The sequence below is a fragment of the Rhodococcus coprophilus NBRC 100603 genome (assembly GCF_001895045.1).
Lineage (GTDB): Bacteria > Actinomycetota > Actinomycetes > Mycobacteriales > Mycobacteriaceae > Rhodococcus > Rhodococcus coprophilus.
On the sequence record NZ_BDAM01000011.1, the window covers coordinates 1 to 25,670 of the forward strand.

Below are 25,670 nucleotides of genomic sequence, written 5' to 3' on the forward strand. Positions count from 1 at the left end.
TTGGCCTGAGAGATCTCTCCGTGATCGACGCGGGGTGTCCTTCCAGTCGGGGCACCCCGCACTAGGCTGGCACCCATGAGTGCTGCTGCAGATCCCGTGTCGAGCATCTACATCGCAGCTCCGGAAGGTGACACCGGGAAGTCGACGGTGGCCCTGGGGTTGCTTCAGACGTTGTGCGCTTCCACCGCCCGCGTCGGCGTCTTCCGCCCGATCGCCCGATCCGACAGCGACACCGACCACATCCTGGAACTGCTGCTCGAACGCACCACCGCCGATCTCGGTTACGACGACTGCGTCGGCGTGACGTACGACGAGGTACACGCCGATCCCGAGGCAGCGCTCAGCGACATCGTGACGAAGTACCACGCCGTCGCCGACCGGTGCGATGCCGTGGTGGTCGTCGGCAGCGACTTCACCGAAATCGCCAACCCGAGCGAGCTCGCCTACAACGCGCGTATCGCCGCCAACCTCGACGCGCCCGTGCTCCTGGTGCTGCGTGGTGCGCGCCGCACTCCCGAGGAGATCGCCCACCTCGCCGACCTGTGCGCCAGCGAACTGGCGTCCCACCACGCGCACCTGAGCGCCGTCGTCGTGAACCGGTGTCCCCCGGAGTCACTCGAGGAGGTCGCTGCCGCACTGTCCGGCCGGAAGGAACCGGTGTGGACCCTGCCGGAAGTGCCGGTTCTCAACGCCCCGACCGTCGCCGAACTGCAGGCCGCGATCGGTGGCAAGCTCTACAGCGGAGATCCCGACCTGCTGCAGCGAGAAGCACTGCGCATCATGGTCGGCGGCATGACCGCCGAACGCATTCTCGAACGCATCACCGAGGGTGTCGTCGTCATCGTCCCGGCGGACCGGTCGGACGTCATCCTGATACTCCTCAATGCCAATGCGGCAGAAGGCTTTCCGACACTGTCGGGCATCATCATGAACGGTGGGCTGCTTCCGCACCCGGCCATCGCCCAGCTCCTGTCCGGTCTCGGATCGAACCTGCCGATCCTCACCACCGATCTCGGCACGTTCGACACCGCCTCGGCCGCGGACCGCACACGCGGACGCATGGCACTCGGCGCGCATCGGAAGATCGATACCGCACTCGCCATCGTGGAACAGCACGTCGACACCGCCGCGCTGCTCGAGCGGTTGCGGCTGCCCCGCCTGTCGGTGACCACCCCGCAGATGTTCGAGTACCAGCTCATCGACCGGGCTCGCAGTTCGCCGCGGCACATCGTGCTGCCGGAAGGGGAGGACGACCGCGTCCTGCGGGCCGCGGGGCGGGTACTGCAACGGCACATCGCGGACCTGACGATTCTCGGCGACGAGGCCGCGATCCGGCAACGCGCGTCGCAGCTGGGTGTCGATATCTCCCGCGCCCAGATCATCGACCCTCGGACGTCCGAACTCGGTGATCGGTTCGCCGCGGAATATCAGCGGCTCCGCGAACACAAAGGCATGACGCTCGACCGCGCGACCGAGATCATGCGCGACGTATCGTATTTCGGCACGATGATGGTTCATCTCGGGCTCGCCGACGGAATGGTGTCGGGTGCTGCGCACACCACGGCACACACCATCCGTCCCTCCTTCGAGATCATCAAGACCGAGCCCGGAGTGTCGACGGTGTCGAGCATCTTCCTGATGTGCCTGTCCGATCGGGTGCTCGCGTACGGAGACTGCGCGGTCGTGCCCGCACCCACCGCCGATCAACTCGCAGACATCGCCATCTCGTCTTCCGCGACCGCCGCGAAGTTCGGGATCGAACCGCGCATCGCGATGCTGTCGTATTCGACCGGGGAATCCGGTTCGGGTGCGGGCGTCGACAAGGTACGTGAAGCCACGGCACTCGTCCGGGAACGTCGTCCAGATCTCGCGGTGGAAGGACCGATCCAGTACGACGCGGCGATCGAACCGACGGTGGCGAGCGCCAAGCTTCCCGAGTCGGAGGTAGCCGGGCGCGCCACGGTGTTCATCTTCCCCGACCTCAACACGGGCAACAACACGTACAAGGCAGTGCAACGCAGTGCCGGCGCCGTCGCGATCGGGCCGGTGCTGCAAGGGCTGAAGAAGCCGGTCAACGATCTATCGCGCGGGGCGTTGGTCCAGGACATCGTCAACACCATCGCGATCACGGCAATTCAGGCGCAGGGAGAAGAATCGTGAGCACATCCACCTCGTCGACCGCGGGGGCCGTGTTGGTACTCAATTCGGGTTCGTCGTCGATCAAGTTCCAGCTCATACACCCCGAAACCGGGGAAGCTGTAGCGCACGGACTCATCGAGCGGATCGGTGAGCCGGAGGGGCGGATCATCTTCCATCACACCACCGGAACCGAGGAACGGGTGGGCGAGATCCCCGACCACCGGGCCGGTTTGCGCGCGGTGCTGGACATGCTCGAGACGCTGGGCCGGCCACTGCAGGAAGCCGGTGTCGCAGCCGTCGGGCACCGGGTTGTTCACGGCGGCACCGTGTTCCATGAACCGACTCTCGTCGACGACGACGTGGTGAAGACCGTCGCCGAGTTGTCCATCCTTGCGCCCCTGCATAATCCGGCGAACGCCATCGGGATGGAGGTCGCGCGCGAGGAACTGCCCGACATCCCGCACGTCGCGGTCTTCGATACCGCGTTCTTCTATTCGCTGCCGCCTGCGGCCGCAACATACGCACTCGAACGCACCATCGCGCGCGAGCACGACATCCGGCGGTACGGCTTCCACGGAACGTCGCACGAATTCGTCTCACAGCGCGCCGCGGCGTTCGCCGGCCGCGACCAGGCCGATCTGAACCAGGTCGTGCTGCACCTCGGCAACGGCGCATCCGCGTCGGCCATCGAGGGTGGCCGTCCCATCGACACGTCGATGGGACTTACACCCCTCGAGGGCCTGGTCATGGGCACGCGGACCGGCGACATCGACCCCGGCGTGGTCATGCACCTCAATCGCGTCGCGGGAATGAAGGTCGACGCGATCGACGACCTGCTCAACAGGAGGTCCGGTCTCCGGGGCCTCTCGGGCGTCAACGACTTCCGCGCCCTGCTGAGCCTCATCGAGGAAGGCGACGAAGACGCGAAGATCGCATACGACGTCTATGTGCACCGGTTGCGGAAGTACATCGGCGCGTACGTCTTCGAGTTGGGCGGAGTGGATCAGATCGTCTTCACTGCAGGAGTCGGAGAGAACAACGTCGACGTCCGGCGTGACGCGCTGGCAGGCTTGGAACGGCTCGGCATCGTTGTCGACCCCGAACGCAACGCAGCCCCGGGTAAGGGGGAGCGCCGGATCTCTGCGGACGATTCGGACGTCGAGGTTCTCGTGATCCCGACGAACGAGGAGCTCGCAATCGCCCGGGCCGCAGCGAAATTCGCGTAGCGTCCGGTACGGGACGCTACGCGGGCACCGTGGACTGCCGCACGACGAGCCGCGGCGTCAGTGCGACCGACGACGCCGGTAGTCCGTGCGTGACCGCCAGCAGCATCTCGGCCGCGTGCACGCCGATCTCCCGGTGCGGGCTGTGTACCGTCGTGAGCGGAACCGTCAGTTCGCTGCAGATGGAAATGTCGTTGTAGCCCACGACCGCTATGTCCCGCCCGGGTTGCAGCGAGCGTTCGCGAAGGACTCCGAGCACGCCGATCGCGCTGAAGTCGTTGGCCGCGAAGATCGCGGTCGGCGGCTCGGGCAGCGACAGCAACGCTTCGGCCCCGCGTCTGCCGGCGGCGGGATCGAATCCCTCTTCGCGTACGTACGGGGCGGGCACGTCGATGCCGGCTTCGTCGAGCGCCGCGATGCAACCTTCGAGCCGGTCGATGCCTGTGCTGGCCCACCGCGGCCCCGAGATGATCCCTACCCGTGTGTGCCCGAGCCGGGCGAGGTGCTCTCCGACGAGCCGCCCGCCGAGCCGGTCGTCGCAGGTCGCCGACAGTGCTCCGGGGTAGCGGCGGCTGACGAGTACGAACGCCACTCCGCGCCGGGCGAGTTCGTCGAGGTTGGCGCTGTCGAGCCGGGCATCGCCGAAGATGAGGCCGTCGACGTTGCGTCCGAGGAGAAGATCGATCCGCCGGCGTTGCCGAGCGGCGTCGTCGTGGGTGTTCGCAACGAAGGTTTCGTACCCCGCCCGGTTGGCGGTGTCCTCGATCGCGTCGTACATCGCGGAGAGGACGATGTCGGTGAGGTGGGGGACGAGGACACCGAACGCGGTCGACTTCTTCGTCGTCAGGCTTGCGGCATTGGGGTTCGGGACGTATCCCAGTTCCTGTGCGAGCCGGGACAACCGAAGGTCGCTCTCTGCGGCGGACCCGGGGTCTGCCGCCACGCGTCGCAACGCACGTGACACGGTCGAAATATGTACGCCCGCAGCTTCGGCGACCGTTTTCAACGTCACGTTTGCCGACGTCCTTTTCACCAGGGTCGTTCCCTCCGCCGATCGCCAGTGCTGCCGTGATCTTGCTCGGCCCCTAAGCTAGCACCGTGTGCAATCGATTGCGCAACACATTGCTACGGCAAAGGAGCACAAGTGACCGGTCTCGGAGGCCTCAATCCGTCCCCATCGTCCCTGACTTTGGGCCTCGTGCAGCAGCAGGTTCCGCTGGTCGAAACAACAGCGGACGTCGACGCGGCCACCGACCGGGTAGTCGCGGCGTTGCGTGCCGCGAAGGAGGGGTTCTCCGCTCTCGACCTCGTCGTGTTTCCCGAGTACTCGCTGCACGGACTCCGGAAGTCCGGATGGGCGCGGGACGAACTCATGTGCGACCTGGACGGTCCGCAGGTCGAGCGGCTGCGTCTCGCCTGCCGGGAAGCCGGCGTGTGGGGGTGCTTCAGTGTGATGGAGCGCAATCCGAAGGGGGCGCCGTTCAATTCGGGGATCATCGTCGACAGCGCCGGCGAGATCGCACTCTATGTGCGCAAACTTCATCCGTGGACCCCGAAGGAGCCGTGGGAGCCCGGCGACATCGGGGTGCCGGTATGCCGGGGACCGAAGGGTTCGGTGCTGTCGATGCTGATCTGTCACGACGGAATGTTTCCCGAGGTCGCGCGCGAGGCGTGTTACCGGGGCGCCAATGTCTTGTTGCGGACCGCGGGATACAAGTTCCCTCTGAAGCAGTCCTGGCGGATCACCAACGAGGCCAATGCGTTCCAGAACCTCGCGTATACCGCGTCGGTGTGTCTGGCGGGACACGACGGTAACGGCATACCCTCGATGGGCGAAGCGATGGTCTGCGACTTCGAGGGAACCATCGTCGAGCGCGGAGATTCCACCCCCGACCGTGTCGTGACCGCGACGATCGAGCCCGCGCGGGCTGATGCCGCCCGGCGCGAGTGGGGCGTGGAGAACAACATCTACCAGCTCGGCCACCGCGGATACACCGCTCTCGCAGGTGGAGCGACGGATTGTCCCTACACCTACATGAGCGACCTCGTGTCCGGCCGTTACCGGGTGCCGTGGGAGGACGAGGTGCAGATCGTCGACGGGACCGGCGAAGGTTACGGGCCGCCTCGCGAGGCGGGATCCAGCGTGGACACCGCCCGGGGCGGGCTCGAAGCCCGGTAACGAGGCGGATTGTGACACGCATGTAACGGCAATGTGAAAGCTTTCGGGATACGCGACGAAAGCTCGACAATTAGTCCGAGCTGCATCTATCTTCTCCTTACGCAATCGGTTGCACAACCATTTGCGCATCTCGGAGGAGAGGCTTCCCGTATGACTTCCCAGAGCGGTGACCGCGTATCGGTCGCGGACCGGACCCGCTACGACGTCGGTGCCATGACCGAAGGCGACGTGTACAAGTTGCTGTCGTGTGCGGTTCAACCCCGGCCGATCGCGTGGGTCTCGACCGTCTCTGCCGCGGGGGTCCGGAATCTCGCACCGTTCAGCTTCTTCACCGTCGCCTCCCGGAGCCCCGCCACGTTGATGATCTCCATCGGCGAACGCATCGGGGCACCGGGCGAGCCGAAGGACACGCTGGTCAACATTCGCGAGACCGGCAATTTCGTCGTGAACATTCCTTCCGCCGACGCTGCCGATGCCGTCACCGCATCGTTCGCCACCGTCGAGCCGGACGTCGACGAGTTCGCCCTGTCCGGCGCGACACCGATCGCGTCGCACTCCGTGTCGGCGCCGTCGGTGCTGGAATCGCTCATCTCACTGGAGTGCGAACTGCTCCAGGAAGTGGAACTCGGCACCGACACCCTCGTACTCGGCACGGTCACGACTGTCACGTCCCGGCCGGGTGTCCTGTCGGAGAACCTGCACGTCGACATCCTCGAACACCAGTTTCTCGGTCGCCTCGCCGGCCCGTTCTACACGACCGACATGAACAGGGTCGCGCAGTGACCGCCGCGGGCGAACTGGACGCGCGCGAAGCACCCTCCGGCGTGCACGCCATCAATATCGCAGTGGTGCAGACGGAGTCGCGCCCCGGACAGTGGCAGCGCAACATCGACGATGTCGCAGCGACTGTTCGCCGGCTCGCAGCCGAGGGCTCGGACATCATCGTTCTGCCCGAGTTCTTCGCCAGCGGATACGACCTCGAGGGTGACATCCCGTCCGTCGCGGAAACGGTGCCCGGCAGAACCTCCGACGCACTGGCCGGCCTGGCCACCGAGACAGGCACCGTCCTCGTCACCGCACTTCCGCACCGCACCCCCGAGGGAACGGTCACGGACAGTTCCCTGGTGGTCGGTCCGGATGGACTACTCGCACTCGGGCACAAGCGATTCCTGTGGGGACAGGAGAATTCCGTGTTCGCCCCCGGCGGGCAGAGCGGTCTCCTCGTGCCCACGCCGTTCGGAACCATCGGCGTGGTCATCTGCTACGAGGCGGGATTCCCGGAAACCGTGCGGGACCTGGCACGACGGGGAGCCGACATCATCGCGATTCCCTCGGCATTCGGTCATCCGCGACTCCACGTGTGGAAGCTGCTGACGCGTTCGCGAGCGCTGGAGAACGGCGTCGTCGTCGCCGCGGCCGGCCTCACCGGCCGCACGGGCGGTGGCCCGCGGTTCGCCGGACACAGCGTCATCGTCGACCCACGCGGCCGCACCGTCGCCGAGCTGGACGAGAGCGTCGGTGCCGTTGCGGCAGTCGTCGCCCGTAATTCGATTTCCGAAGCCCGCCGGGAAGTCCCGTACCTGAAGGACCTGCTACGTCTCGGCGGAATAGCCGAGCACACGAGCACCACCGAGAAGACACTGGAGAGGAACTGAGATGTTCGACCTGAGATCAGCCGATCTGCTGCGCGCGTTCACGCGCCAGCTCGAACTGTGCAAGGTCCAGCCCGGGGAACAAGTGGTGATCCTGGCGGAACCGGCCAGTCGCGGCGACTACGTTGCCGCTGCGTTCGGTGCTGCCCAGAGTCTCGGCGCTCAGGTGCTGTCGGCGACCGTCCCGGGAGGTAGCGCAGCGCCGATGCCCAGCACCCACACCGGTGCCGGCCCCGGACTGGTCTCCGTGATGAACAGTGTGGCGACGCAGAACCTGCTCAAGGCAGCCGATCTCGTCGTCGACCTCACCAGCGAGGGCTTCATCCACGCACCCATCCAGCAGGAGATCCTTGCCTCCGGCACCCGTATCATCTTCGTCTGCGACGCACCGGACGTGCTGATCCGCAATATGCCCCAGGAAGGCGACAAGGAGCGCGTACAAGCGGGCGTCGATCTGGTCCGGCAGGGATCGATCATGCGCATCACCAACGATGCCGGCACCGATCTCACAGTGGAACTGCGCAATTCGCAGCCCGAGTTCCAGGTCGGCTTCGCGGACGACAAGGGACGATGGGACCACTGGCCCAGCACCATGGTGTTGTGCTGGCCCGAAATCTCCAACGGCCGAATCGTCCTGTCCGAGGGCGACATCCTGTTGCCCTTCAAGGAATACGTCCGTGAGCCCACGACCCTGACCGTGACGAACGGCCACATCGACGAGGTCACCGGCGGAGCCGAAGCAGCATTGCTGAACATGTTCTTCGCCGATTCGAACGACAAGTGGGCCCGGTACCTCTCGCACATGGGCTGGGGCCTGATGAAGTCGGGCGACTGGTTCGCCGCAGCGATGTACGGCAAGGACGACATCATGGGCATGGATGCCCGGGCGTTTGCCGGAAGCTTCCTCTGGTCGACCGGACCCCACCCCGTTCTCGGGCGTGACTCCTACGCGCATCTCGACATCGGAATGCGCTCGTGCACCGTGTCCATCGACGGCATCGATGTCGTCACCGAAGGCCGATTGGTGGAGAACTGACATGGCACCCATCCAAGTAGTGATCGCGGGCGGAGGGCTCGGCGGACTCACGGCGGCACTCGCACTACGTCATCGCGGCCTGCAGGTCACCGTCCTGGAGGCGGCGGCCGAACTGGGCGAAGTCGGCGCGGGCATCCAGACCGCGCCGAATGCGAGCCGGATTCTGATCGGTCTCGGAATGCGGCGCCAACTCGAGGCGATCAAGACCGAGCCCATGGATCAGGTGCGACGCCGATGGGAGAACGGCAAGGTCGTCGCGCTCACCTCGCTCGGTGAGTACTGCAAGGAGAAATTCAACGCGCCGTACTGGCACTACCATCGCGCGGATCTGCATTCGGCGATCCACGTCAAGTGCCTCGACCCCGAGGGCCCCGGGCCCATCGTGGAGTTCGTGACCGACGCCCAGGTGGTCGACGTCGACCGCACGAATCCCTCACGCCCGGTGGCGGTCACGTCGAACGGCGGGCGGTACGAGGCCGACGTGGTCATCGGGGCAGACGGCATCCGGTCGACCGTGCGCGACGTCATCGGCCTTCCGGACACGCTGGTCTTCTCGGGCGAAATGGCGTTCCGCGCGCTGGTTCCCGGAGACCGCATCGTCAAGGACCCCGCGACTCGCTGGCTCGTGGACCGCTACCAGAGCACGATCTGGTACGGCCCCGATCGCCACCTCGTCCACTACATGATCCGGGACGGGGAGTGCCTCAATATCGTCGCGCTCGTCCCGTGCACCGACGAGGTGCGCGACGGAGGACCCAGGCTGGTGGGGCCCGAAGAGCTGATGGCAGCCTTCCCCGGCTGGGACGACCGCGCGCTCGCCATGATGGCCAAGGCCGACGAGAACGTGCTGTGCCAGGCCCTGTACTACCGCAGGCCCGATCCGAGATGGGTCGAAGGCCGGGTCGCCCTGCTCGGCGACGCGTGCCATGCCATGCTGCCCTACCAGGCCCAGGGCGCCTCGCAAGCCATGGAGGACGCCGCAGTCCTCGCGGAAGAACTCGGCCGGGTAACCGTCGCCGGAATCGACGAAGCGTTGGCGCGCTACGTATCCCGTCGTGCGCGGCACGCTCGCATGGTGCAGGATGCAAGCCTGCAGAACAAGACTTTCTATCACCTACCCGACGGACCCGAGCAACAGCTGCGGGATGCGACACTGGCGTCGTTCTCTGGGGAATCCGATATCTCGTACGACTGGCTCTGGCGCGGCACCCCGCTCGACGACAGCGACGACGAGAAATTCCACTACGCGTTCGTCCGATAGCGAAATCGGATGCAGCGCTCACATATCCGCGCCGGAGGGTTGCGATGAAAACTGGTGACCAAGTAGTACAGGAGCTCCCCTGGAAGTGGGGGGTGCAAGGAAAGATCTTCATCATCGGCGGCCTCGGTTACATGTTCGATGCCTGGGACGTCGCGCTCAACGGGTTCTTGACGCCGCTGCTCGGCACCTACTGGGATCTGACCACCGCCGAGCGGGGCCTGGTCGCCACCGGAAACCTCGTGGGCATGGCGGTCGGTGCCGTGGTGTGGGGCACCCTCGCCGACAGGATGGGCCGCAAGCGCGCCTTCTCCCTGACACTGCTGATCTTCGCGCTGTTCTCGGTGCTCGGCGCTTTCTCGCCGAACTTCGAGGTCTTCATCCTGCTCCGCTTCCTCGCGGGCTTCGGCCTCGGCGGGTGTATCCCCGTCGATTACGCTCTGGTGAGCGAGTTCTCGCCACGCAAGATCCGCGGCAAGGTCCTCTCCGCGATGGATGTCTGGTGGCCGATCGGTGCCACCGTGTGCGGCGTGGTCGCCACGCTTCTCGTGCCGATCGACGGCGACGTTCGCTGGCGCTACATGCTGCTGTTCATGGTTCTGCCCGCACTGCTGCTCTTCTGGGTACGACGAGGCATTCCGGAGTCGCCGATATATCTCGCCAAGGTCGGCCGAGAGGCAGAGGCTCGTGCGGTCATCGACGACATGGTCGAGCGCACCGGGGCACCTGTGGTCGAGTACGTCATCGTCCCGGAAACCGAGTCGCGCGGTCCCGGCGGTCTGAGGGCCGGCTGGACGCAGCTCAAGTCCGTCTGGACCTACAGTCCCGGCATCACGGCCACCGCGTGGATGCTGTTCGTCTCGATCATGCTGCTCTACTACGCCGCGCTCAGCTGGATGCCCTCGATCCTGCGGGCCGAGGGTTACGGGGAATTCGCGGCCTTCGCCGGCACCACCCTGATGACCGGCGTCGGAATCGTCGGCGTGCTCACCTCTGCGCTGCTGGTCGAGGTGTTCGGACGTAAATGGGTCATCGGGTTGTCCGGGCCTGTCGCCGGTGTCGCGCTGGTGCTGTTCGCCATGATGCTGGACGTGCAGTCCGTCGCCCTGATCTGGCTCGGCATCTTCGGCTTCGTCATCCAGCTCACGATTCCGGTGCTGTACTGCTACGTCTCCGAGCTGTACCCGACGACGATCCGCGCATCCGGCTTCGGTTACGCCTCGTCCGTCAGCCGTATCGCGACAGGTTTCGCACCGTTGCTGTTCGGTTCGGTGATGTGGCCGATCCTCGGCTTGCCTCTCACCTTCGGCATCGTCACCGCATTCGTCGTGTTCGCTGTGCTCTGGATGTCGTACTTCGCACCCGAGACCAAGAACCGTGAACTCGACACGCTCGTAGACGATTCCGCTGCCGGCGGCGGAACCCCCGACACCGTCGGTGGAGAGGTCCGGGTCTGATGAAGCCCGCACGATTCGACTATCACCGCGCACGCGACGTACAGGGCGCACTCCGGTTGCTTTCCGACCTGGGTGAGGACGCGAAGATCATCGCGGGCGGTCAGTCACTGGTCGCCATGATGAACTTTCGTCTCGCCCGCCCGGCCCACCTCGTCGACGTCGGTGCACTCGACGCGCTGCGTTACGTTCGCAGGGACGACGAGGGGCTCCACATCGGAGCGCTCACCACGCATCTCGAAGTGGAGTCGCGGGGCCTCGATGCAGACTTCGCTGTGCTCAGCGAAGCGATGCGGTGGGTCGGTCACTACCCGATCCGGACGCGGGGCACGGTGGGCGGGAGTATCGCGCACGCCGACGCGACGGCGGAATGGTGCCTTCTCGCAGTACTTCTCGACGCAGTGATCGTCGTCGAGAGCGTGCGCGGACGGAGGTCGATCGATGCGGGCTCGTTTTTCTTCGGTTTCTATTCCACCGAATTGGCATTCGACGAGATGATCGTCGAGGTCGTCTTCCCGCACCCGGCTCCTCACGCCGCGATAACGGAGTTCGCGGAACGGCAGGGCGACTTCGCGATCGTCGCAGCAGCCGTTTCGCTGGACCTCCGCGGTGACGAGGTGGTGGGCGGAAGGGTCGCACTGGGTGGTGTCGGGGCCACGCCGGTGCGATCACCCGAGGCCGAACAGGTACTCGCCGCCGGCGGCACGTTCGACGATTGCGCCGAGGCCGCCGCCGACGCGCTCGAACTCGAGGACGACGGCGCGTACACCGCCGATTATCGCCGCACCCTCGTCCGCACGCTGGTGGCCCGAGCGTGCAAAGACGCACTGGTCTCCCAAGGAGTTTCGTCATGACGACCGTTGCACCCAGCCATGGGGAGGGCACCCCGGGCAAGTTCGTAGGCAGATCCGTTGCACGTCGGGAAGACCCGCGGTTGCTCACCGGCCGCGGCCGGTTCGTGGACGACATCTCCATGCCCGGCCTGCTGCACGCCCAGTTCGTCCGCAGCACGGTGGCTGCGGGTTCGGTGACCGCGCTCGACGTGTCGGATGTCCTCGGCGTCGACGGTGTGCGTGCGGTGTTCACCGCCTCCGATCTCGCACTGAAACCGATCCGGGCCGAGCTGAGCAGACCGCTCGAGGAGTTCGTTCCGACGGACATGCCGATTCTGAGCAGTGATCGGGTCCGGTACGTCGGTGAACCGCTGGCTCTCGTCGTCGCCGACGATGCCTACACCGTCGAGGACGGACTCGAAGCCGCCCGTGTGGCTTACGAAACCGTTGCCGCGGTGACCTCTGCGGATCAGGCCCTCACACCGGGCGTGCCGCTGGTGCACGACGAGGCGGCGAACAACACGGTGGTGGACGTACAGATGTTCGCGACCGAGGGGATCGACGAAATTTTCGCCTCGGCCCACACGGTCGTATCGGTGCAGTCGCGCACCGGCCGGCAGAACGCGCTTCCACTCGAGACCCGGGGATGCATCGCATACTGGGACGACCGCGACGAGCAGTTGATCATCCATATCTGCACGCAGATTCCCCACCAGGTACGTACCGTGACTGCCCACTGCCTCGGACTCGACGAGCGTCAGGTCCGGGTGATCGTCCCCGACATGGGTGGCGGATTCGGGCAGAAATGTGTGGTCGGGCGCGAGGAGATCGCAGTCGCTGCCGCCGCATTGAAACTGCGGCGACCGGTGAAATGGATCGAGGACCGCAAGGACGCGCTGACTGCGTCGTTCCTGGCGCGTGAACAGCAGTACGACGTGCGGGCCGCGTTCGACGCCGACGGCCACATTCTCGGGCTCGACGCCGACGTGATCTGCGATATGGGTGCGTACTCCTGCTATCCGTTCACCGCCGGCATCGAACCGCTCATGGCCTCGGCGGAAATGCCCGGTGTGTACAAGGTGCCGGCCTACCGCGTCCGCGGACGTTCGGTCTTCAGCAACAAGACCCCCACCGCCCCGTACCGCGGAGTGAGCCGGCCCCAGTACGTGATGGTCATGGAGCGGTTGTTCGAGAGAGCCGCTCGCGAGTTGGGCCTCGACCCGGTGGAGATCAGACGGCGCAACGTCATCACTGCGTTCCCGTACACGGGGATCAACAACGTCACATACGACCCAGGCTCGTACCTCGAGGCGCTCGACGAATGTGAGCGGGTTCTGCGTGACGAGGGCTGGTACGCGTTCAAGGAACGCGCCGAGGCGGAGGGCCGGCACATCGGGATCGGCTACTCGTGCTTCAGCGAACGTACCGGGTACGGAAGCACCGCGTTCGCGGCGCGAAAGATGAAGGTGGTACCCGGGTTCGACATCTCCGAGGTGCGGATGGATGTGTCGGGGACCGTCTCGGCGACCACCGGCACCATGAACCACGGGCAGAGCCACGAGACGACCATGGCGCAGATCGTCGCGGACCGACTGCGGCTCGGAGTGGAACAGGTCAAGATCGTCCAGGGCGATACGGACCGGATCGCCTACGGATTCGGCTCGTTCGCGTCCCGTTCCATCACCATCGGCGGAAGCGCCGTTTCGGTGGCGGCCGACAAACTCGGTGACAAGCTCTGCGAGATCGCGGCCCACCTGCTGGAGACGCGCCGCGACAACGTCGAACTCGCACCCGGTCGTGTCCGGCAGATCGACGACCATTCGAAGTTCGTCACCCACCGGGACATCGCGGACGTCGCCTACCTCCGTGCCCAGTTGCTGCCCAAAGGGGTCGACCCCGGGTTGTCCGCGACGGCGAGCTTCGACGTGTTCAACGACGGAACGTTCTCCAACGCGACCCACGGTGTCGTGGTCGAACTGCACGAGGGCACCGGAAAAGTCGAGATCCTCAGGTACTTCTGTGTGGAGGATTGCGGAGTCGCCATCAACCCGAAGGTCGTCGAAGGACAGTGCCGTGGCGGTATCGCCCAGGGCATCGCGGGAGCACTGTTCGAGCAGGTCTCCTACGACGACAACGGCAACCCGTTGTGCGCGAGCTTCATCGACTACAAGGTGCCGACGGCCTGTGAGATACCGGAGATCGGGATCCACCACCTCGAAACCCCCTGTCTGTTCACAGAATCCGGCGCCAAGGGTGCCGGTGAGGGTGGCACGATCGGCGCACCCGCCGCAGTGCTCAATGCCGTCAACGACGGACTGCGGGCAACGGGTGTCGAACTGGACAACACGCCGATCACGCCGGTAGCCGTGCAACGCGCCCTGCGGAAGGAGATCGCATGAGCAACAAACAACTGATCGAACTGACCGTCAACGGTGTCGATCACGAGGTGATCACCGAACCACGTCGCACTCTCGTGGACGTACTGCGGCACGACCTGCGGCTGACGGGTACGCATGTGGGCTGCGAACATGGAGTGTGCGGGGCCTGCACCGTTCTGATCGACGGCAAGCCCGCCCGCGCATGCCTCACATTCGCGGCGCAGGTCGAGAACACGGAGATCCGCACCGTCGAGTCGCTGAGTACCGACGACACGTTGAGCGACATGCAGCAGGCGTTCGCCGATCATCACGGTCTGCAATGCGGTTTCTGTACCCCGGGATTCCTGATGCTCGCCGAGGGTTACCTCGCCGAGAACCCGGACGCGACCAAGGAAGAGATCCGCGAGGTCGTCGCCTCGAACTACTGCCGCTGCACCGGTTATCAGACCATCGTGGAGGCAATCGACTCGTGCGCCGAGCAACGTCGGTGCGCCGCCTGCCCGAAGTCCTGAGGACTGTCCCCGAAACGGAGAATTGCTGTGTTACTGACCAATACGCTCGACATCGACGCGTCCGCCGACGACGTGTTCCGGTTGATCAACGACGACGTCGAACGAGTCGCGACCTGTGTGCCGGGCGCTGCGATCACCGGCAAGGACGGTGAGACCTTTCTCGGAGGAGTGAAAGTCAAGGTCGGGCCGATCAGCGCGTCGTACTCCGGCACGATCCGCTTTCTCGAAATCGATCCCGACGCGAAAACGCTGAGGCTGGCCGCGAAGGGTGCCGACTCGCACGGCAACGGCGACGCCGAGGCGGAAGTGGCGATCACCATCGAGCCGAGAGGCGCAGGTTCGCGCCTGACTCTCCGGACCGACCTGGTGATCAGCGGCAAGATCGTCTCCTTCGGTAAGGGCGCGATCGTGGCCGTGTCGAACAAGGTGCTGCAGCAGTTCGCCGTCAACCTCGGTGCGATGCTGGCGGGCAGCCCGCAGGCGACGCCCGTCGCGGCGGGAACCGCACCCACCCCCCGGACTCCCGCCGGTCTGCAGACCGCTCCGGCGGCCGCTGCTCCCCTCGCAGCCGGCGAGTTCGACGCGATGGCGCTGCTCCCCGCGCCTGCACGCAAATACGGTCTCGTCACCGCAGTATTTCTCGCCGGCATGGTGGAGGGCTGGCTGGTCACACGTGCCTTCGGTCGTCGATAGGGAGAACGCGTCGGCCCCTCAGATCAGACTGCGAGGCCGGATGGCATTCGCGAGATCGACCAGGGTGTAGCGGTGGGTGCGCTCCGGGCACTTGCGGGCGAGTTCACGCAGTGCGGCTTCGGTACCGCGGCGCAGACCGTTCTCGGTGAATCGGCTGCCGAGCAGGCGATCGTGATCCCGCCGCGGGGAGTGTCCGGCACGTACCCACTCGAGCGCGGTTCCGAGAACCAGAGCGCGCATCTGGAGGGCGCGGCCCTCGTCCGCCGGTAGCGACGACACCCGATGTGCGGCGTCGACAATGTCGGCATCCGTCAGTTCGTCGACCTTGCCGTCGCGCAGAAGGATCAGGGCCGCAGTCATGTTCGCGACGTTGTGGTGCCGCGATGTGTGCGGGACCTCGTCGAGGACCTGCACGGCGTCGCCGGTCTCACCGCGACTCGCGAGCTGGCGGGCGAGGCCGAAAGCGGCACTGACCACGCTGTGGTCGGTGCCCCACACGGTGCGGTAGGAGTTCTCGCAGAAGGATCGCCAGGCTGCGGGATCGTCGCTTTCCCAGTGACCGAGGGTCAGTTCTGCGGTGGCGGCCAGCGCGAGTTTGGGTGCGAGCTCACCCGGAAGAGTCTGCAGCACCCGGTCGAATCGCGTGAAAGCGGTTTCGTAATCTTCCTGCAGCAGCGCGGCATTGCCCGCGTACCAGTCGATGCGCCAGTCCGCGCCGGCCTCTCGCTCGAGCCGGTCGAGGATCTCGATGGCCTGTTCTCCCCGGCCCAGATCCAGATTTGCGCGCACTTCGGCGAGAGTGATCTCACGCGAGAAGGCGACGTCCGTGGTCCCGGAGACACGCTCGAGTCCGTTGTCGCGGGCGTGCCGCAGTGAGTCGAGCGTCTGCTGGGGTTCGCTGTGGACGGCGGCGGTGAGCAACGCGGCACTCGGATCGGCAGGATCGAGCAGCGGGACGGGCAGTGCGGCGGTGACGTCACGGGCGGAGAGCATCACCACCCGGTCGACGCCGTCGGCGAGCACGTCGGTGCGGGCCACGGCCTCGTCGGTGCCGAAGGTGGTGCGTTGCGGACTGAACATCGTGGAGAAGCCGGGGTGTTCGGTGCGGGTCTGCCGCGACAGGATTTCGCGGAGCACTCCCGTGAGCTGGCCGGCAACCTCGTCTGCCGACGAGAAGCGCTGCGCCGGATCACCGTTCGTCGCCCGCAGCAGCAGCCGATAGTAGGAGTCGTACTCTGCGAGCAGAGGAGCTTGCGCCGGAGTGGGTATCCCGTCGAGATAGCGACCCTTCTCCGAAGGCATGTCCAGTGTGAGCACCGCCAGTGTCCGGCCCACGGTGTAGATGTCGCTCGCCACGGTGGGTCCGGTCCGGACGATTTCGGGTGCCTGATATCCCGGAGTGCCGTACAGGTAGCCGTAGTCCTCGATTCCAGCGACGGCGCCGAGGTCGATCAGTTCGAGATTCTCGTCGGTCACCATGATGTTCTCGGGTTTGAGGTCGTTGTAGACGAGCCCGATGTCGTGGAGATATTGAAGTGCCGGAAGAACTTCCAGAATGTACGCGATCGCCTGCTCGACCGGCATGCGCTGCGGTTTCGGGTACGTGTCGAGGACTTCTCGCAACGTGTGCCCGCCGACGTACTCCATGACGATGTAACCCATGGGCGTGCCGTCGGGCAGGGGATGCTCGACGAAGTTGTAGATCCTGACGATGCTCGGGTGGCTGACCTCCGCGAGGAACTGCTGCTCTGCAACGGCGACCGCCTGAGCCTCGGCGTCACCGGAATGCAGCAGACCTTTGAGCACCACCCACCGGTCGCTGACGTTGCGGTCGACAGCCAGGTAGATCCAGCCCAGCCCCCCGTGGGCAAGACACCCCTGGATTTCGTACTGACCTGCCACGAGGTCCCCGCGTTGCAGCGCCGGGGTGAACGAGTAGGGCGACCCGCACCGCGGGCAGGTGCCGGTGGCGGGCCCCGGTCCGGACGGCGTACTGCGCCCGACCGGTTCACCGCACTTCCAGCAGAACCGCTTGCCCTCGGCGACATGCGGACTGCGCAGAACGGCTTGCATCGGATCCTGCGGGGCGGCGACCGGGACATCGACGAGACCTGCGATCCGCCGGCGCCCGGTTCCCCGCGCCCGGTTGCGACGGCTTCCCGTCCGCTGCGAGGGGATCGATCGTTCGGACGGGCCGGTGACCGGGAGCGGGGCCCGTTGCGTGCCCTGGCCCGGTGCCGTGTCGCTCGGCGCGTTCGCCGAACCGGGTTCGGCTTCGTCGGGCGGGCGGTTACCGGACATCACTTCCCTCAATCCACGTACGTGGGGGCCGGAGGCTCCGGCGCAGGCCCCAGTACCGAAAGGTACCTGTCGTACAAGTCGGCCCACGTGCCGTCGGCGCGGATACGCTCCAGCGTGCCGTTGACGAAACGGACGAGATCGTCTTTGCCGCGGGTGATGCCGATGCCGTACGACTCGGTGCCCAGCGATTCACCGACGACTTCGAGGTACGGATCCTGGGCGGCGAAACCCGCCAGGATCGTGTCGTCGGTGCTCACGGCGTCGACCTGTCCCTGCTGCAGCACGACGAGGCAGTCCGCCCACGACGGAACCGTCAGAATCGACGCGGCGTGTTGCACCTCGCGCATCCGTTCCAGCGAAGTGGTGCCGTCGACGATGCACACACGTCGGCCGACGAGGTCCGAGACGTTGCGGATACCGGAGTCCCTCACCACCAGCACGCGCTGGTCGGCACGCAGGTAAGTCGTCGAGAAGTCCACCAGTTCGCGTCGTGCGCACGTGATGCTCATCGTCTTCGCGACGATGTCGACCGTCGAACTCTGCAGCGCCTCCTCGCGTTCCGCGGAACTGAGAATCCGGAAATCGACGAGGTCGGGGTTGCCCAGAAGATCACGGGCGATTTCGCGAGCGATGTCGACGTCGAATCCGGTGATCTCCCCTGTCGCGGGGTCGCGATAACTGAGCAGGTTGCTCCCGGCGTCGAGTCCGACGATCAGCCGCCCCCGGGCGCGGATCGCGTCGAGGGTGGGCCCGGTGGTGACGCCGTCCGGGCGCAGGCTCGCGTTGGGGTCGCCGCAGGAGTCGGACGTCGGTGCCGGGGCGGACGGTTCGGCGATCTCGGCACCCTCCGGAAGCGGAAAGGCGTTCCCGGGAGTCTCGACCACGGATGTTGCGGCCGGAGGCTGGGTGGCACACGCCGACAGCACTGCCGCGACGGTGCAGAGTGCAGCGGCGAGAACGGATGCGCGCCGGGACATCATTGGTACTCCTTGATCCGTCGCCACAGGCCGAAACCCGTGCCCACGAGCGCGACGACCACCAGGATCACCGCCGCCGGCACGAGGCCCGACAACGTGCGCGAAGCACGGGACTCGTTGTCCCGGAGTTCGGTACGGGATTCCTCGATCGCGGTCGAGAGGGCATCGTCGAGCGCGGTGAACTGTGCCGCGGATTCGTCCGGTCCCGGCCCGATCACGAGGACGACCGCCGCCGCGTAGTCGCCACGCTCGAGAGCGTCCGTCGTGCGAGCGTGCGAGTTGATCCACGCATCGCGCGCCGCCTGGGCGCGGTCCACCGCCGCGGCCCCTGCTGCGCTCGTGCCGGGCCCGCCGTACCGCTCGAGAAGATCGCCGAGGCGGGTGATCCTCTCTTCGTATGCTCCGTCGTACGCGCTGGTGGTGTTGCGCTGGGCGAGCAACAGCGTTTCGGCGGTGCGCGACTGCTGGGCGAGGATCCGGCTCTCCGTGAGAACGGCGAGGGGCTGGGCGCCCTGTTCGAGCGCGCGCTGCGTCGCGTCGGAGGACACCAAGCCGGCGACCAGCAACCATGCGAGCAGCGACCCGGCGGCAGCGATGGCGACGAGCAGTCCAGGATTGAACGTGCGGCGCGTCCTACGGCTGACGAGGACGTGGACCGCGACGAGTGCGGCGACGGTGACGAGCAGCAGCCCGATCGCCACCCAGGGCGGCCGCACCGCCGCACGCTGGGTGGCCTCGACTGCGGCGACGCCTTCGGTCTGGAGTTCCTGCGCCGCGGGAAGCAGCACCGATTGCATCATGTACGACGCCTCGGCGAGATACGCGGAGCCGACCGGATTCCCGATGCGGGAGTTCGTGCGCGCCGTCTCGATCAGTCCGGTGTACACCGGCAACATGCGCCCGATCTCGGTGAGGTTGCGGGTGCTGTCGGCGTCGTTCGCGGTGAGACCGGTCGCTGCGATCACCAGATGATCGGAGGCTTCGGAGAGCGCCGCGAGGTAGCGCTCGCGGACGTCGGCGGGCTCGATGCCGCCGGAGATGAAGCCCGTCACCGCTGCGGCGTCCGCGACGGACAGCGCGCTGTAGAGGTTCTGGGAGGCGTTCGCGAGAGGTTCGATGGTCGCCAGCAACCGGCCGTGGGTGTCCTGGCGCGCACCCACCAGTTGCACCGTCACCACACAGGACGCGACGAGCAGCACGGCGAGCACGCCCGCGAGGACCACGAACAGGACGGGAGTCGACCGCAGCAGCCCCCGCCACCGGGCCGCGCGCTCGACCGGATTCTTCATATCCTCGGTACGCTTGGCATTGCTCTCGACCGGCAGGATAGTAGGGGTCAGGCGAATATCCACCGCATAACCCTCCTTCTCAGGTTGCCGGTTTGTGGAGCATATAAGCAGCACGGGACAGAATGTTGCCGACCACGGACACGGGATCTCGGCGCCCGGATCACCTCCGTGACGGCCGGGAGCAGGGAGACGGACACGATGCGCGGTGACGGGGACGGCTGGGCCGTCGGGCCGGACGGTGACAAGCGGTGGGGAAGGCACGGTGCCGCCGGGTTGTTGCTGCGCGCGCCGCTACCCGACGGGACTCCCGCGGTTCTTCTCCAGCACCGCGCCGCATGGAGTCATCAGGGCGGGACGTGGGCGCTGCCCGGCGGTGCCCGCGACTCGCACGAGAGCACGGTCGACGCCGCGGTCCGTGAAGCCCACGAGGAAACCGGTATCGAGGTGGCCGCAGTCGCGGTCCGGGCCGTGCGCATCACCTCCGGGACGGCCGACGGCTGGACCTACACCACGGTCGTCGCGGACGCCGCCGTTCCGCTCGCCACCACCCTCAACGGGGAGAGCACCGAACTCAGGTGGGTGCCCGAGGACCAGGTCGAGGAGATGCCGTTGCATGCGGGTTTCGCCGAAGCCTGGCCGAACCTGCGCACCCGGCCTGTCCGAATGCTCCTCGACACCGCGAACGTCCTCGGCTCGACCGGGCCGACGGGCTGGTGGCGGGACCGGCCGGGTGCGACCACCACTCTGCTCGAGAATCTCGCCGCCGTCCTCCCGCGCACCGTCGAGCTTCCGGACGGCGTGTTCGGGTGGGTGCCGCGCGTCGAGGTGGTCCTCGAAGGAGCTGCGCGCGCAGCGATGACAGACGACGCCCGGATCCCCGTGCACACGGCGGACGGCAGCGGGGACGACGAACTGGCCCGGCTCGCGGCAAGTACCGCGACCGCCGTCGATCCGTCGGTGACGGTCGTGGTGACGGCGGACCGTGGGTTGCGCGACCGGCTTCCGGACGACACGGTGGCGCTGCCCCCGTCGGTCGTGCTCGCCTGGCTCCGGTAAGGCTTGTTCGCTACTCGGGCAATGCGGCCTTCAGCGCCGCGGCGGCGGCACGCGGATCGGCGGCTTCGGTGATGGCCCGCACGACAGCGATCCGGGTGGCGCCCGCCTCGAGCACCTGCGGCAGACGTTCGAGGTCGATTCCACCGATCGCGAACCACGGCCTCCGGGGATGCGAGTTGTGGACCTCGCGCAGCACATTCAGGCCGGCGGCCGGGCGTCCCGGTTTGGTCGGGGTGTCCCACACCGGACCCGACGCGAAGTAGTCGACGCCCTCTTCGATGTCGGCGAGCGACGCCTGCCCCCGGCTTCCGGTGGAGCGGCCGATCACGATGTCGTCGCCGAGGATCTTCCGTGCGTGCTCGACCGGCAGGTCGCCCTGGCCGAGATGCAGAATGTCGGCGCCCGCAGCGAGGGCGATGTCCGCGCGATCGTTGACCGCGAGCAACGCACCGTGCCGCGCGCAGGCGGCGGCCAGAATCGACAGCGCGGCGAGTTCGTCGCGCGCCTCGAGCCGCCCGAACTTCTTCTCGCCCGCCGAACCCTTGTCGCGCAACTGGACGATGTCGACCCCACCGGTCAGCGCCTCGTCGATGAATCGGGCGAGGTCGCCGGTGTCGCGGCGCGCGTCGGTGCACAGATACAGCCGGGCAGTCGCGAGACGGCCGCGAGGATCGGGATGGTTGCCGCGGTAGGTGGTCACGGTCAAGACGGTAGCCTCTCGGGTAGACGAGATACGACACGGGAGTCCCGAGGTACACGGGGCTGAGAGGGGGCCTGCCGGCCCCGACCGTTATGACCTGAACCGGATCATGCCGGCGCAGGGAGTGAGGTGGACCGATGACAACAGTGGCAGTCGTGGGTGGCGGCGTGATCGGCCTGTCGATCGCGTGGCGAGCGGCCCGCTCGGGGTACAGCGTCACCGTCCACGACCCCGATCCGGGTGCGGGTGCGTCGTGGGTGGCAGGCGGCATGCTCGCTCCGCTGTCGGAAGGGTGGCCCGGCGAAGGGCACGTCCTCGAACTCGGCGCCGCGTCCTTGCATCGCTGGCCCGGTTTCGCCGCCCTGCTCCGCGCCGAGACCGGCGCCGACCTGGTGACCTCTACGGCGTCGATGACCGTCGCACTCGACGCGGCGGACGCCGCGGACCTGCGCACGATCGCCGAATGGGTGCAGGCGCAGGGGCACGAGATGCGGGTGCTCTCCCGCGCCGAGGTCCGGGAACTCGAGCCTTCGCTGGGTCCGCGCATCCGGCTCGGCCTGCTGGCGTCGGCGGAACTGTCGGTGGACAACCGGGCACTCGTCGTCGCCCTTCGTGGTGCCGCCGCCGGCGCCGGGGTCAGGTTCTCCGCAGCGCCGGTCACCGATCTCGCCGAACTCGCAGCCGATCGCGTGGTTCTCGCCGCCGGCTCCGCCTCGTCGCGGCTGTGGCCGGGACTGCCGGTGCGGCCCGTCAAGGGCGAGATCCTGCGGCTGAGGATGCGGCCCGGTGCAACTCCGCTGCCGCAACGCACGATTCGCGGCAGCGTTCACGGCAGGCCCGCCTACCTCGTGCCGCGCCGCGACGGTCTCGTCGTCGGCGCCACCCAGTACGAGGCCGCGGACACCCAGGTGACGGTCGCGGGAGTACGAGACCTGATCGCCGACGCCGAGGCGCTTCTGCCCGCGATCGGTGAGTACGAACTGCACGAGGCGAGTGCGGGCCTGCGTCCCATGACACCGGACAACCTGCCGCTCGTCGGGCGGTTGTCGGAACGGGTGATCGCGGCGACCGGACACGGCCGCAACGGTGTGCTGCTCACGCCGCTCACCGTCGACGCGGTACTCGCAGAGTTGTCCGAAGACCCCTTGATCGAGGCGGAGCCTGCTTCCCCTCGACGATTCACGGAAGTGAGTGCGCAATGACGAACCGAACCCCGGTGGGTGTCACCGTCAACGGTGAGGACAAGGACTTCGCGGTGGCGCCGACGATGTCGGAACTTCTGTCGGAGATGGGACTACCGGAGAAGGGCATCGCCGTCGCTGTCGACGGCGTGGTGTTCCCGCGCAGCCGCTGGGCAGAACAGGTAACTCCTGGTGCCCGGATCGAGATCCTCACGGCGGTGCAAGGTGGGTGAACTCCACGCGGCTGCCTCCGGCGACCCGGCGGCGGATCTTCCCCCGTTGACCATCGCCGGTCGCTCCTTCGGGTCCCGGCTGATCACCGGAACCGGTGGAGCGGCGAGCCTGGCTGCACTCGAGGAAGCACTGGTCGCGTCGGGAACCGAACTGACGACGGTCGCGATGCGCCGCGTCGACGCGACGTCGGGTACCGGCGTGCTCGATCTGGTGCGACGTCTGGGTATCGCCCTGCTGCCGAACACCGCGGGCTGTCGTGGCGCGAAGGAGGCTGTGCTCACCGCACAACTCGGCCGTGAGGCGCTCGAGACCGACTGGGTCAAGCTCGAAGTCATCGCCGACGAGCGCACGCTGCTGCCCGACGCGATCGAGTTGGTGGCGGCAGCAGAACAACTCGTCGACGACGGATTCGTCGTCCTGCCGTACACCACCGACGATCCGGTGCTCGCCCGCCGTCTCGAGGACGTCGGCTGTGCAGCGGTGATGCCGCTCGGGTCTCCCATCGGCACAGGACTGGGCATCGCGAACCCGCATCACATCGAGATGATCGTCGAAGCCGCTGGGGTGCCGGTGGTTCTGGACGCCGGTATCGGTACCGCATCCGATGCGGCACTGGCGATGGAGTTGGGTTGCGACGCTGTGCTGCTCGCTACTGCCGTCACACGCGCGAAGGATCCTGCACTGATGGCCTCGGCGATGCGGCATGCGGTCGAAGCGGGCTTCCGTGCACGACATGCGGGACGTATCCCGAAACGCTTCTGGGCACAGGCATCGTCACCCCTCGAACCCTGACGCGGGGCGACGGCTGCGCACCTGATCGTCATCGGGCAGAGTGGGGCCATGATCGAAGTGACCGGACTGACCAAGACCTTCGGGTCCACTACCGCGGTCGACGATGTGACGTTCACGGTCCGCCCGGGAATCGTCACCGGGTTCCTCGGCCCCAACGGCGCCGGGAAATCCACGACGATGCGCATGATCCTCGGGCTCGACCGGCCGACGTCGGGCAGCGCGCTCATCGGAGGCAAGCCGTATCGGAGCCTGACGCGGCCGTTGCAGACGGTGGGAGCGCTTCTCGACGCGAAGTGGGTCCACCCCAACCGCTCTGCGCGCGCGCATCTGAAATGGATGGCGGCGTCCAACGGACTGCCCACCTCGCGCGTCGACGAGGTGTTGCGCCAGGTCGGTCTCACGGAGGTCGCCGGGAAACGCGCCGGGGGTTTTTCCCTCGGCATGTCGCAGCGGCTCGGTCTCGCCGCGGCGTTGCTGGGTGATCCGCAGGTTCTGCTCTTCGACGAACCCGTGAACGGGCTCGACCCCGAGGGCATCATGTGGATCCGGCGTTTCATGCACGCGCTGGCCGCGGAGGGCCGGACGGTGCTGGTGTCGAGCCACCTGTTGTCGGAGATGGCGCAGACCGCCGACCATCTGATCGTCATCGGGCGGGGGCGCCTGATCGCCGACACGTCGGTGAAGGACTTCGTCGACCGTGCCTCCGAGTCGGTCGTCGTGGTGCGCAGCCCGTCGGCCGACGAGTTGCGCGCTGCACTCACCGAGCGCGGGTACACCGTCCGCGAGGAGGGCGGTGCGCTCCTGGTCGCGGGTGTGGGCATCGCGGAGGTCGGTGAGCTGGCCGCCTCGCGATCGCTTGTGCTGCACGAACTGTCCGGCCGCAACGCGTCGCTCGAGGACGCATTCCTGAAACTGACCGGTGGAGACGTGGAGTTCCACGGCAGCGGAGTCGACGACGTCATGAAAGGCGGGCTGTGATGGCCGGGACCGTGCTGGACACATTGCGGGCGGAGCGGATCAAGCTCACTACGGTGCAGTCGCCCTTGTGGTGCACGGTGGTGATCGTCGCGCTCGGTCTGGGACTGGCGGCGATCCTCGGTTCGGTCGCCCGCAGTTCGCTGACCATGCAGGAGGAAGTGGGGCAGTTCTATCCCACCGTCGATGTCGCCGTCAGCGGCATCACCGGGTTCGGCGTGATGGTGCTGATGATCCTGGCCGCGTTGTCGGTCACCAGCGAGTACCGCTTCGGGGTCATCCGCACGACCTTCCAGGCCACTCCCAACCGCACGATGCTTCTGATCGTCAAAGCGGTGCTCATCGGTGTTCTCGGCGCGATTCTCACGGGCGTGCTGGGTATCGCATCGTTCTTCCTCGCGAAGGCGCTTGCGGGACCGGATGCGGGACGCGACCTCGTCCTCAGTGGTGAACCGGCGTTGCGGGCGCTCTACGGCATCCCCCTCTACGCGTTCTTCTGTGTCGTACTCGCGGTCGGTGTGGGCACCTTGCTGCGTCAGTCTGCCGGGACGATCGCCTTGCTGCTCCTGTGGCCGCTGCTCATCGAATCGTTGTTCGGTCTGTTCGGTTCGGTCGGGCGAGAGATCCAGCCGTTCCTGCCGTTCTCCAACGCCAATCACTTCCTCGGGACGGCACAGGGCGTCGACTTCCATTGGGGCCCATGGGGTTCGATGGTGTACTTCGCCCTCTTCACCGTGGTGGTGTTCGCGGTGTCGCTGGTGGTGGTGAACAGGCGCGACGCCTGACCGACCCGCGCCGGCGCCTCCGG

Annotated in this window: 23 protein-coding genes and 1 riboswitch; of the genes, 18 read left to right on the top strand and 5 right to left on the bottom strand. The window is 66.8% G+C overall.

Annotated features, from left to right (window positions below):
- Positions 1-75 precede the first annotated feature (75 nt).
- A complete protein-coding gene (gene pta, locus RDCOP1_RS18505) occupies positions 76-2,160 on the top strand; it encodes a phosphate acetyltransferase (RefSeq protein WP_072703898.1) in 2,085 nt (694 codons plus the stop codon).
- Complete coding sequence (locus RDCOP1_RS18510; protein ID WP_072703901.1) at positions 2,157-3,365, top strand: acetate kinase; 1,209 nt, start codon at positions 2,157-2,159, stop codon at positions 3,363-3,365. Before pta ends, RDCOP1_RS18510 begins: the two co-directional genes overlap by 4 nt.
- A gap of 16 nt (positions 3,366-3,381) precedes the next feature.
- Here the strand turns inward: RDCOP1_RS18510 and RDCOP1_RS18515 are convergent, their stop codons facing one another.
- Positions 3,382-4,374, bottom strand: a complete 993-nt coding sequence (locus RDCOP1_RS18515) for a LacI family DNA-binding transcriptional regulator (RefSeq protein ID WP_084722708.1) — start codon at positions 4,372-4,374, stop codon at positions 3,382-3,384.
- 132 nt (positions 4,375-4,506) lie between these two features.
- On the opposite strand from RDCOP1_RS18515, the gene RDCOP1_RS18520 reads away from it, so the two are divergent.
- The 10 genes from RDCOP1_RS18520 (at position 4,507) to RDCOP1_RS18565 (ending at position 15,357) form a co-directional block, all read left to right on the top strand.
- On the top strand, positions 4,507-5,541 hold the full coding sequence (locus tag RDCOP1_RS18520; RefSeq protein WP_072703907.1) for a formamidase: 1,035 nt from the start codon (positions 4,507-4,509) through the stop codon (positions 5,539-5,541).
- 150 nt (positions 5,542-5,691) lie between these two features.
- The gene (locus RDCOP1_RS18525; RefSeq protein WP_072703910.1) at positions 5,692-6,324 is read left to right on the top strand and encodes a flavin reductase family protein; all 633 of its coding nucleotides are present in this window, start codon (positions 5,692-5,694) and stop codon (positions 6,322-6,324) included.
- Positions 6,321-7,196, top strand: coding sequence for a carbon-nitrogen hydrolase family protein (locus RDCOP1_RS18530; protein WP_072703913.1), 876 nt, complete (start codon positions 6,321-6,323; stop codon positions 7,194-7,196). The genes RDCOP1_RS18525 and RDCOP1_RS18530 overlap by 4 nt, the downstream gene beginning before the upstream one ends.
- A gap of 1 nt (position 7,197) precedes the next feature.
- Entirely contained in the window at positions 7,198-8,229 is a 1,032-nt protein-coding gene (locus tag RDCOP1_RS18535) for a 2,5-dihydroxypyridine 5,6-dioxygenase NicX family protein (protein ID WP_072703916.1), read from the top strand.
- Position 8,230: 1 nt separating this feature from the next.
- A complete protein-coding gene (locus RDCOP1_RS18540; RefSeq protein WP_072703919.1) occupies positions 8,231-9,490 on the top strand; it encodes an FAD-dependent monooxygenase in 1,260 nt (419 codons plus the stop codon).
- 92 nt (positions 9,491-9,582) lie between these two features.
- Positions 9,583-10,944, top strand: coding sequence for an MFS transporter (locus RDCOP1_RS18545; RefSeq protein WP_231922898.1), 1,362 nt, complete (start codon positions 9,583-9,585; stop codon positions 10,942-10,944).
- On the top strand, positions 10,944-11,795 hold the full coding sequence (locus tag RDCOP1_RS18550) for an FAD binding domain-containing protein (protein ID WP_072703922.1): 852 nt from the start codon (positions 10,944-10,946) through the stop codon (positions 11,793-11,795). Before RDCOP1_RS18545 ends, RDCOP1_RS18550 begins: the two co-directional genes overlap by 1 nt.
- Positions 11,792-14,173 (top strand): xanthine dehydrogenase family protein molybdopterin-binding subunit, encoded by a 2,382-nt coding sequence (locus tag RDCOP1_RS18555; protein WP_072703926.1) that lies wholly within the window; start codon positions 11,792-11,794, stop codon positions 14,171-14,173. The genes RDCOP1_RS18550 and RDCOP1_RS18555 overlap by 4 nt, the downstream gene beginning before the upstream one ends.
- On the top strand, positions 14,170-14,664 hold the full coding sequence (locus RDCOP1_RS18560) for a (2Fe-2S)-binding protein (RefSeq protein WP_072703929.1): 495 nt from the start codon (positions 14,170-14,172) through the stop codon (positions 14,662-14,664). The genes RDCOP1_RS18555 and RDCOP1_RS18560 overlap by 4 nt, the downstream gene beginning before the upstream one ends.
- Positions 14,665-14,691: 27 nt before the next feature.
- The gene (locus RDCOP1_RS18565) at positions 14,692-15,357 is read left to right on the top strand and encodes an SRPBCC family protein (RefSeq protein ID WP_072703932.1); all 666 of its coding nucleotides are present in this window, start codon (positions 14,692-14,694) and stop codon (positions 15,355-15,357) included.
- Positions 15,358-15,375: 18 nt separating this feature from the next.
- Here the strand turns inward: RDCOP1_RS18565 and RDCOP1_RS18570 are convergent, their stop codons facing one another.
- The 3 genes from RDCOP1_RS18570 to RDCOP1_RS18580 are packed head-to-tail and all read right to left on the bottom strand — an operon-like array spanning position 15,376 to position 19,987.
- The gene (locus RDCOP1_RS18570) at positions 15,376-17,658 is read right to left on the bottom strand and encodes a serine/threonine-protein kinase (protein ID WP_072703935.1); all 2,283 of its coding nucleotides are present in this window, start codon (positions 17,656-17,658) and stop codon (positions 15,376-15,378) included.
- 8 nt (positions 17,659-17,666) lie between these two features.
- A complete protein-coding gene (locus tag RDCOP1_RS18575; protein ID WP_494410401.1) occupies positions 17,667-18,638 on the bottom strand; it encodes a glutamate ABC transporter substrate-binding protein in 972 nt (323 codons plus the stop codon).
- Positions 18,635-19,987, bottom strand: a complete 1,353-nt coding sequence (locus RDCOP1_RS18580) for a GlnX family signal transduction membrane protein (RefSeq protein ID WP_072703938.1) — start codon at positions 19,985-19,987, stop codon at positions 18,635-18,637. Before RDCOP1_RS18580 ends, RDCOP1_RS18575 begins: the two co-directional genes overlap by 4 nt.
- Positions 19,988-20,122: 135 nt before the next feature.
- On the opposite strand from RDCOP1_RS18580, the gene RDCOP1_RS18585 reads away from it, so the two are divergent.
- Positions 20,123-20,980 carry an NUDIX hydrolase gene (locus RDCOP1_RS18585; protein ID WP_072703941.1) on the top strand — a complete coding sequence of 286 codons (858 nt, stop codon included), beginning with the start codon at positions 20,123-20,125 and terminating at the stop codon, positions 20,978-20,980.
- Positions 20,981-20,990: 10 nt separating this feature from the next.
- Here RDCOP1_RS18585 and thiE read toward each other — a convergent pair whose 3' ends face one another.
- Positions 20,991-21,680: a thiamine phosphate synthase gene (thiE, locus tag RDCOP1_RS18590; protein WP_072703944.1), complete on the bottom strand. Its 690-nt coding sequence runs from the start codon at positions 21,678-21,680 to the stop codon at positions 20,991-20,993.
- A gap of 28 nt (positions 21,681-21,708) precedes the next feature.
- A riboswitch (TPP riboswitch) is annotated at positions 21,709-21,821 on the top strand.
- On the opposite strand from thiE, the gene thiO reads away from it, so the two are divergent.
- The 5 genes from thiO (at position 21,818) to RDCOP1_RS18615 (ending at position 25,647) form a co-directional block, all read left to right on the top strand.
- A complete protein-coding gene (gene thiO / locus RDCOP1_RS18595) occupies positions 21,818-22,882 on the top strand; it encodes a glycine oxidase ThiO (protein WP_072703947.1) in 1,065 nt (354 codons plus the stop codon). It overlaps the preceding riboswitch by 4 nt.
- Positions 22,879-23,094 (top strand): sulfur carrier protein ThiS, encoded by a 216-nt coding sequence (thiS, locus tag RDCOP1_RS18600; protein ID WP_072703950.1) that lies wholly within the window; start codon positions 22,879-22,881, stop codon positions 23,092-23,094. Before thiO ends, thiS begins: the two co-directional genes overlap by 4 nt.
- A complete protein-coding gene (locus RDCOP1_RS18605) occupies positions 23,087-23,887 on the top strand; it encodes a thiazole synthase (RefSeq protein WP_072703953.1) in 801 nt (266 codons plus the stop codon). Before thiS ends, RDCOP1_RS18605 begins: the two co-directional genes overlap by 8 nt.
- 48 nt (positions 23,888-23,935) lie before the next feature.
- A complete protein-coding gene (locus RDCOP1_RS18610; RefSeq protein WP_072703956.1) occupies positions 23,936-24,865 on the top strand; it encodes an ABC transporter ATP-binding protein in 930 nt (309 codons plus the stop codon).
- Positions 24,866-24,879: 14 nt separating this feature from the next.
- Positions 24,880-25,647, top strand: coding sequence for an ABC transporter permease (locus RDCOP1_RS18615; RefSeq protein ID WP_174555838.1), 768 nt, complete (start codon positions 24,880-24,882; stop codon positions 25,645-25,647).
- The last annotated feature ends 23 nt before the right edge of the window (positions 25,648-25,670 follow it).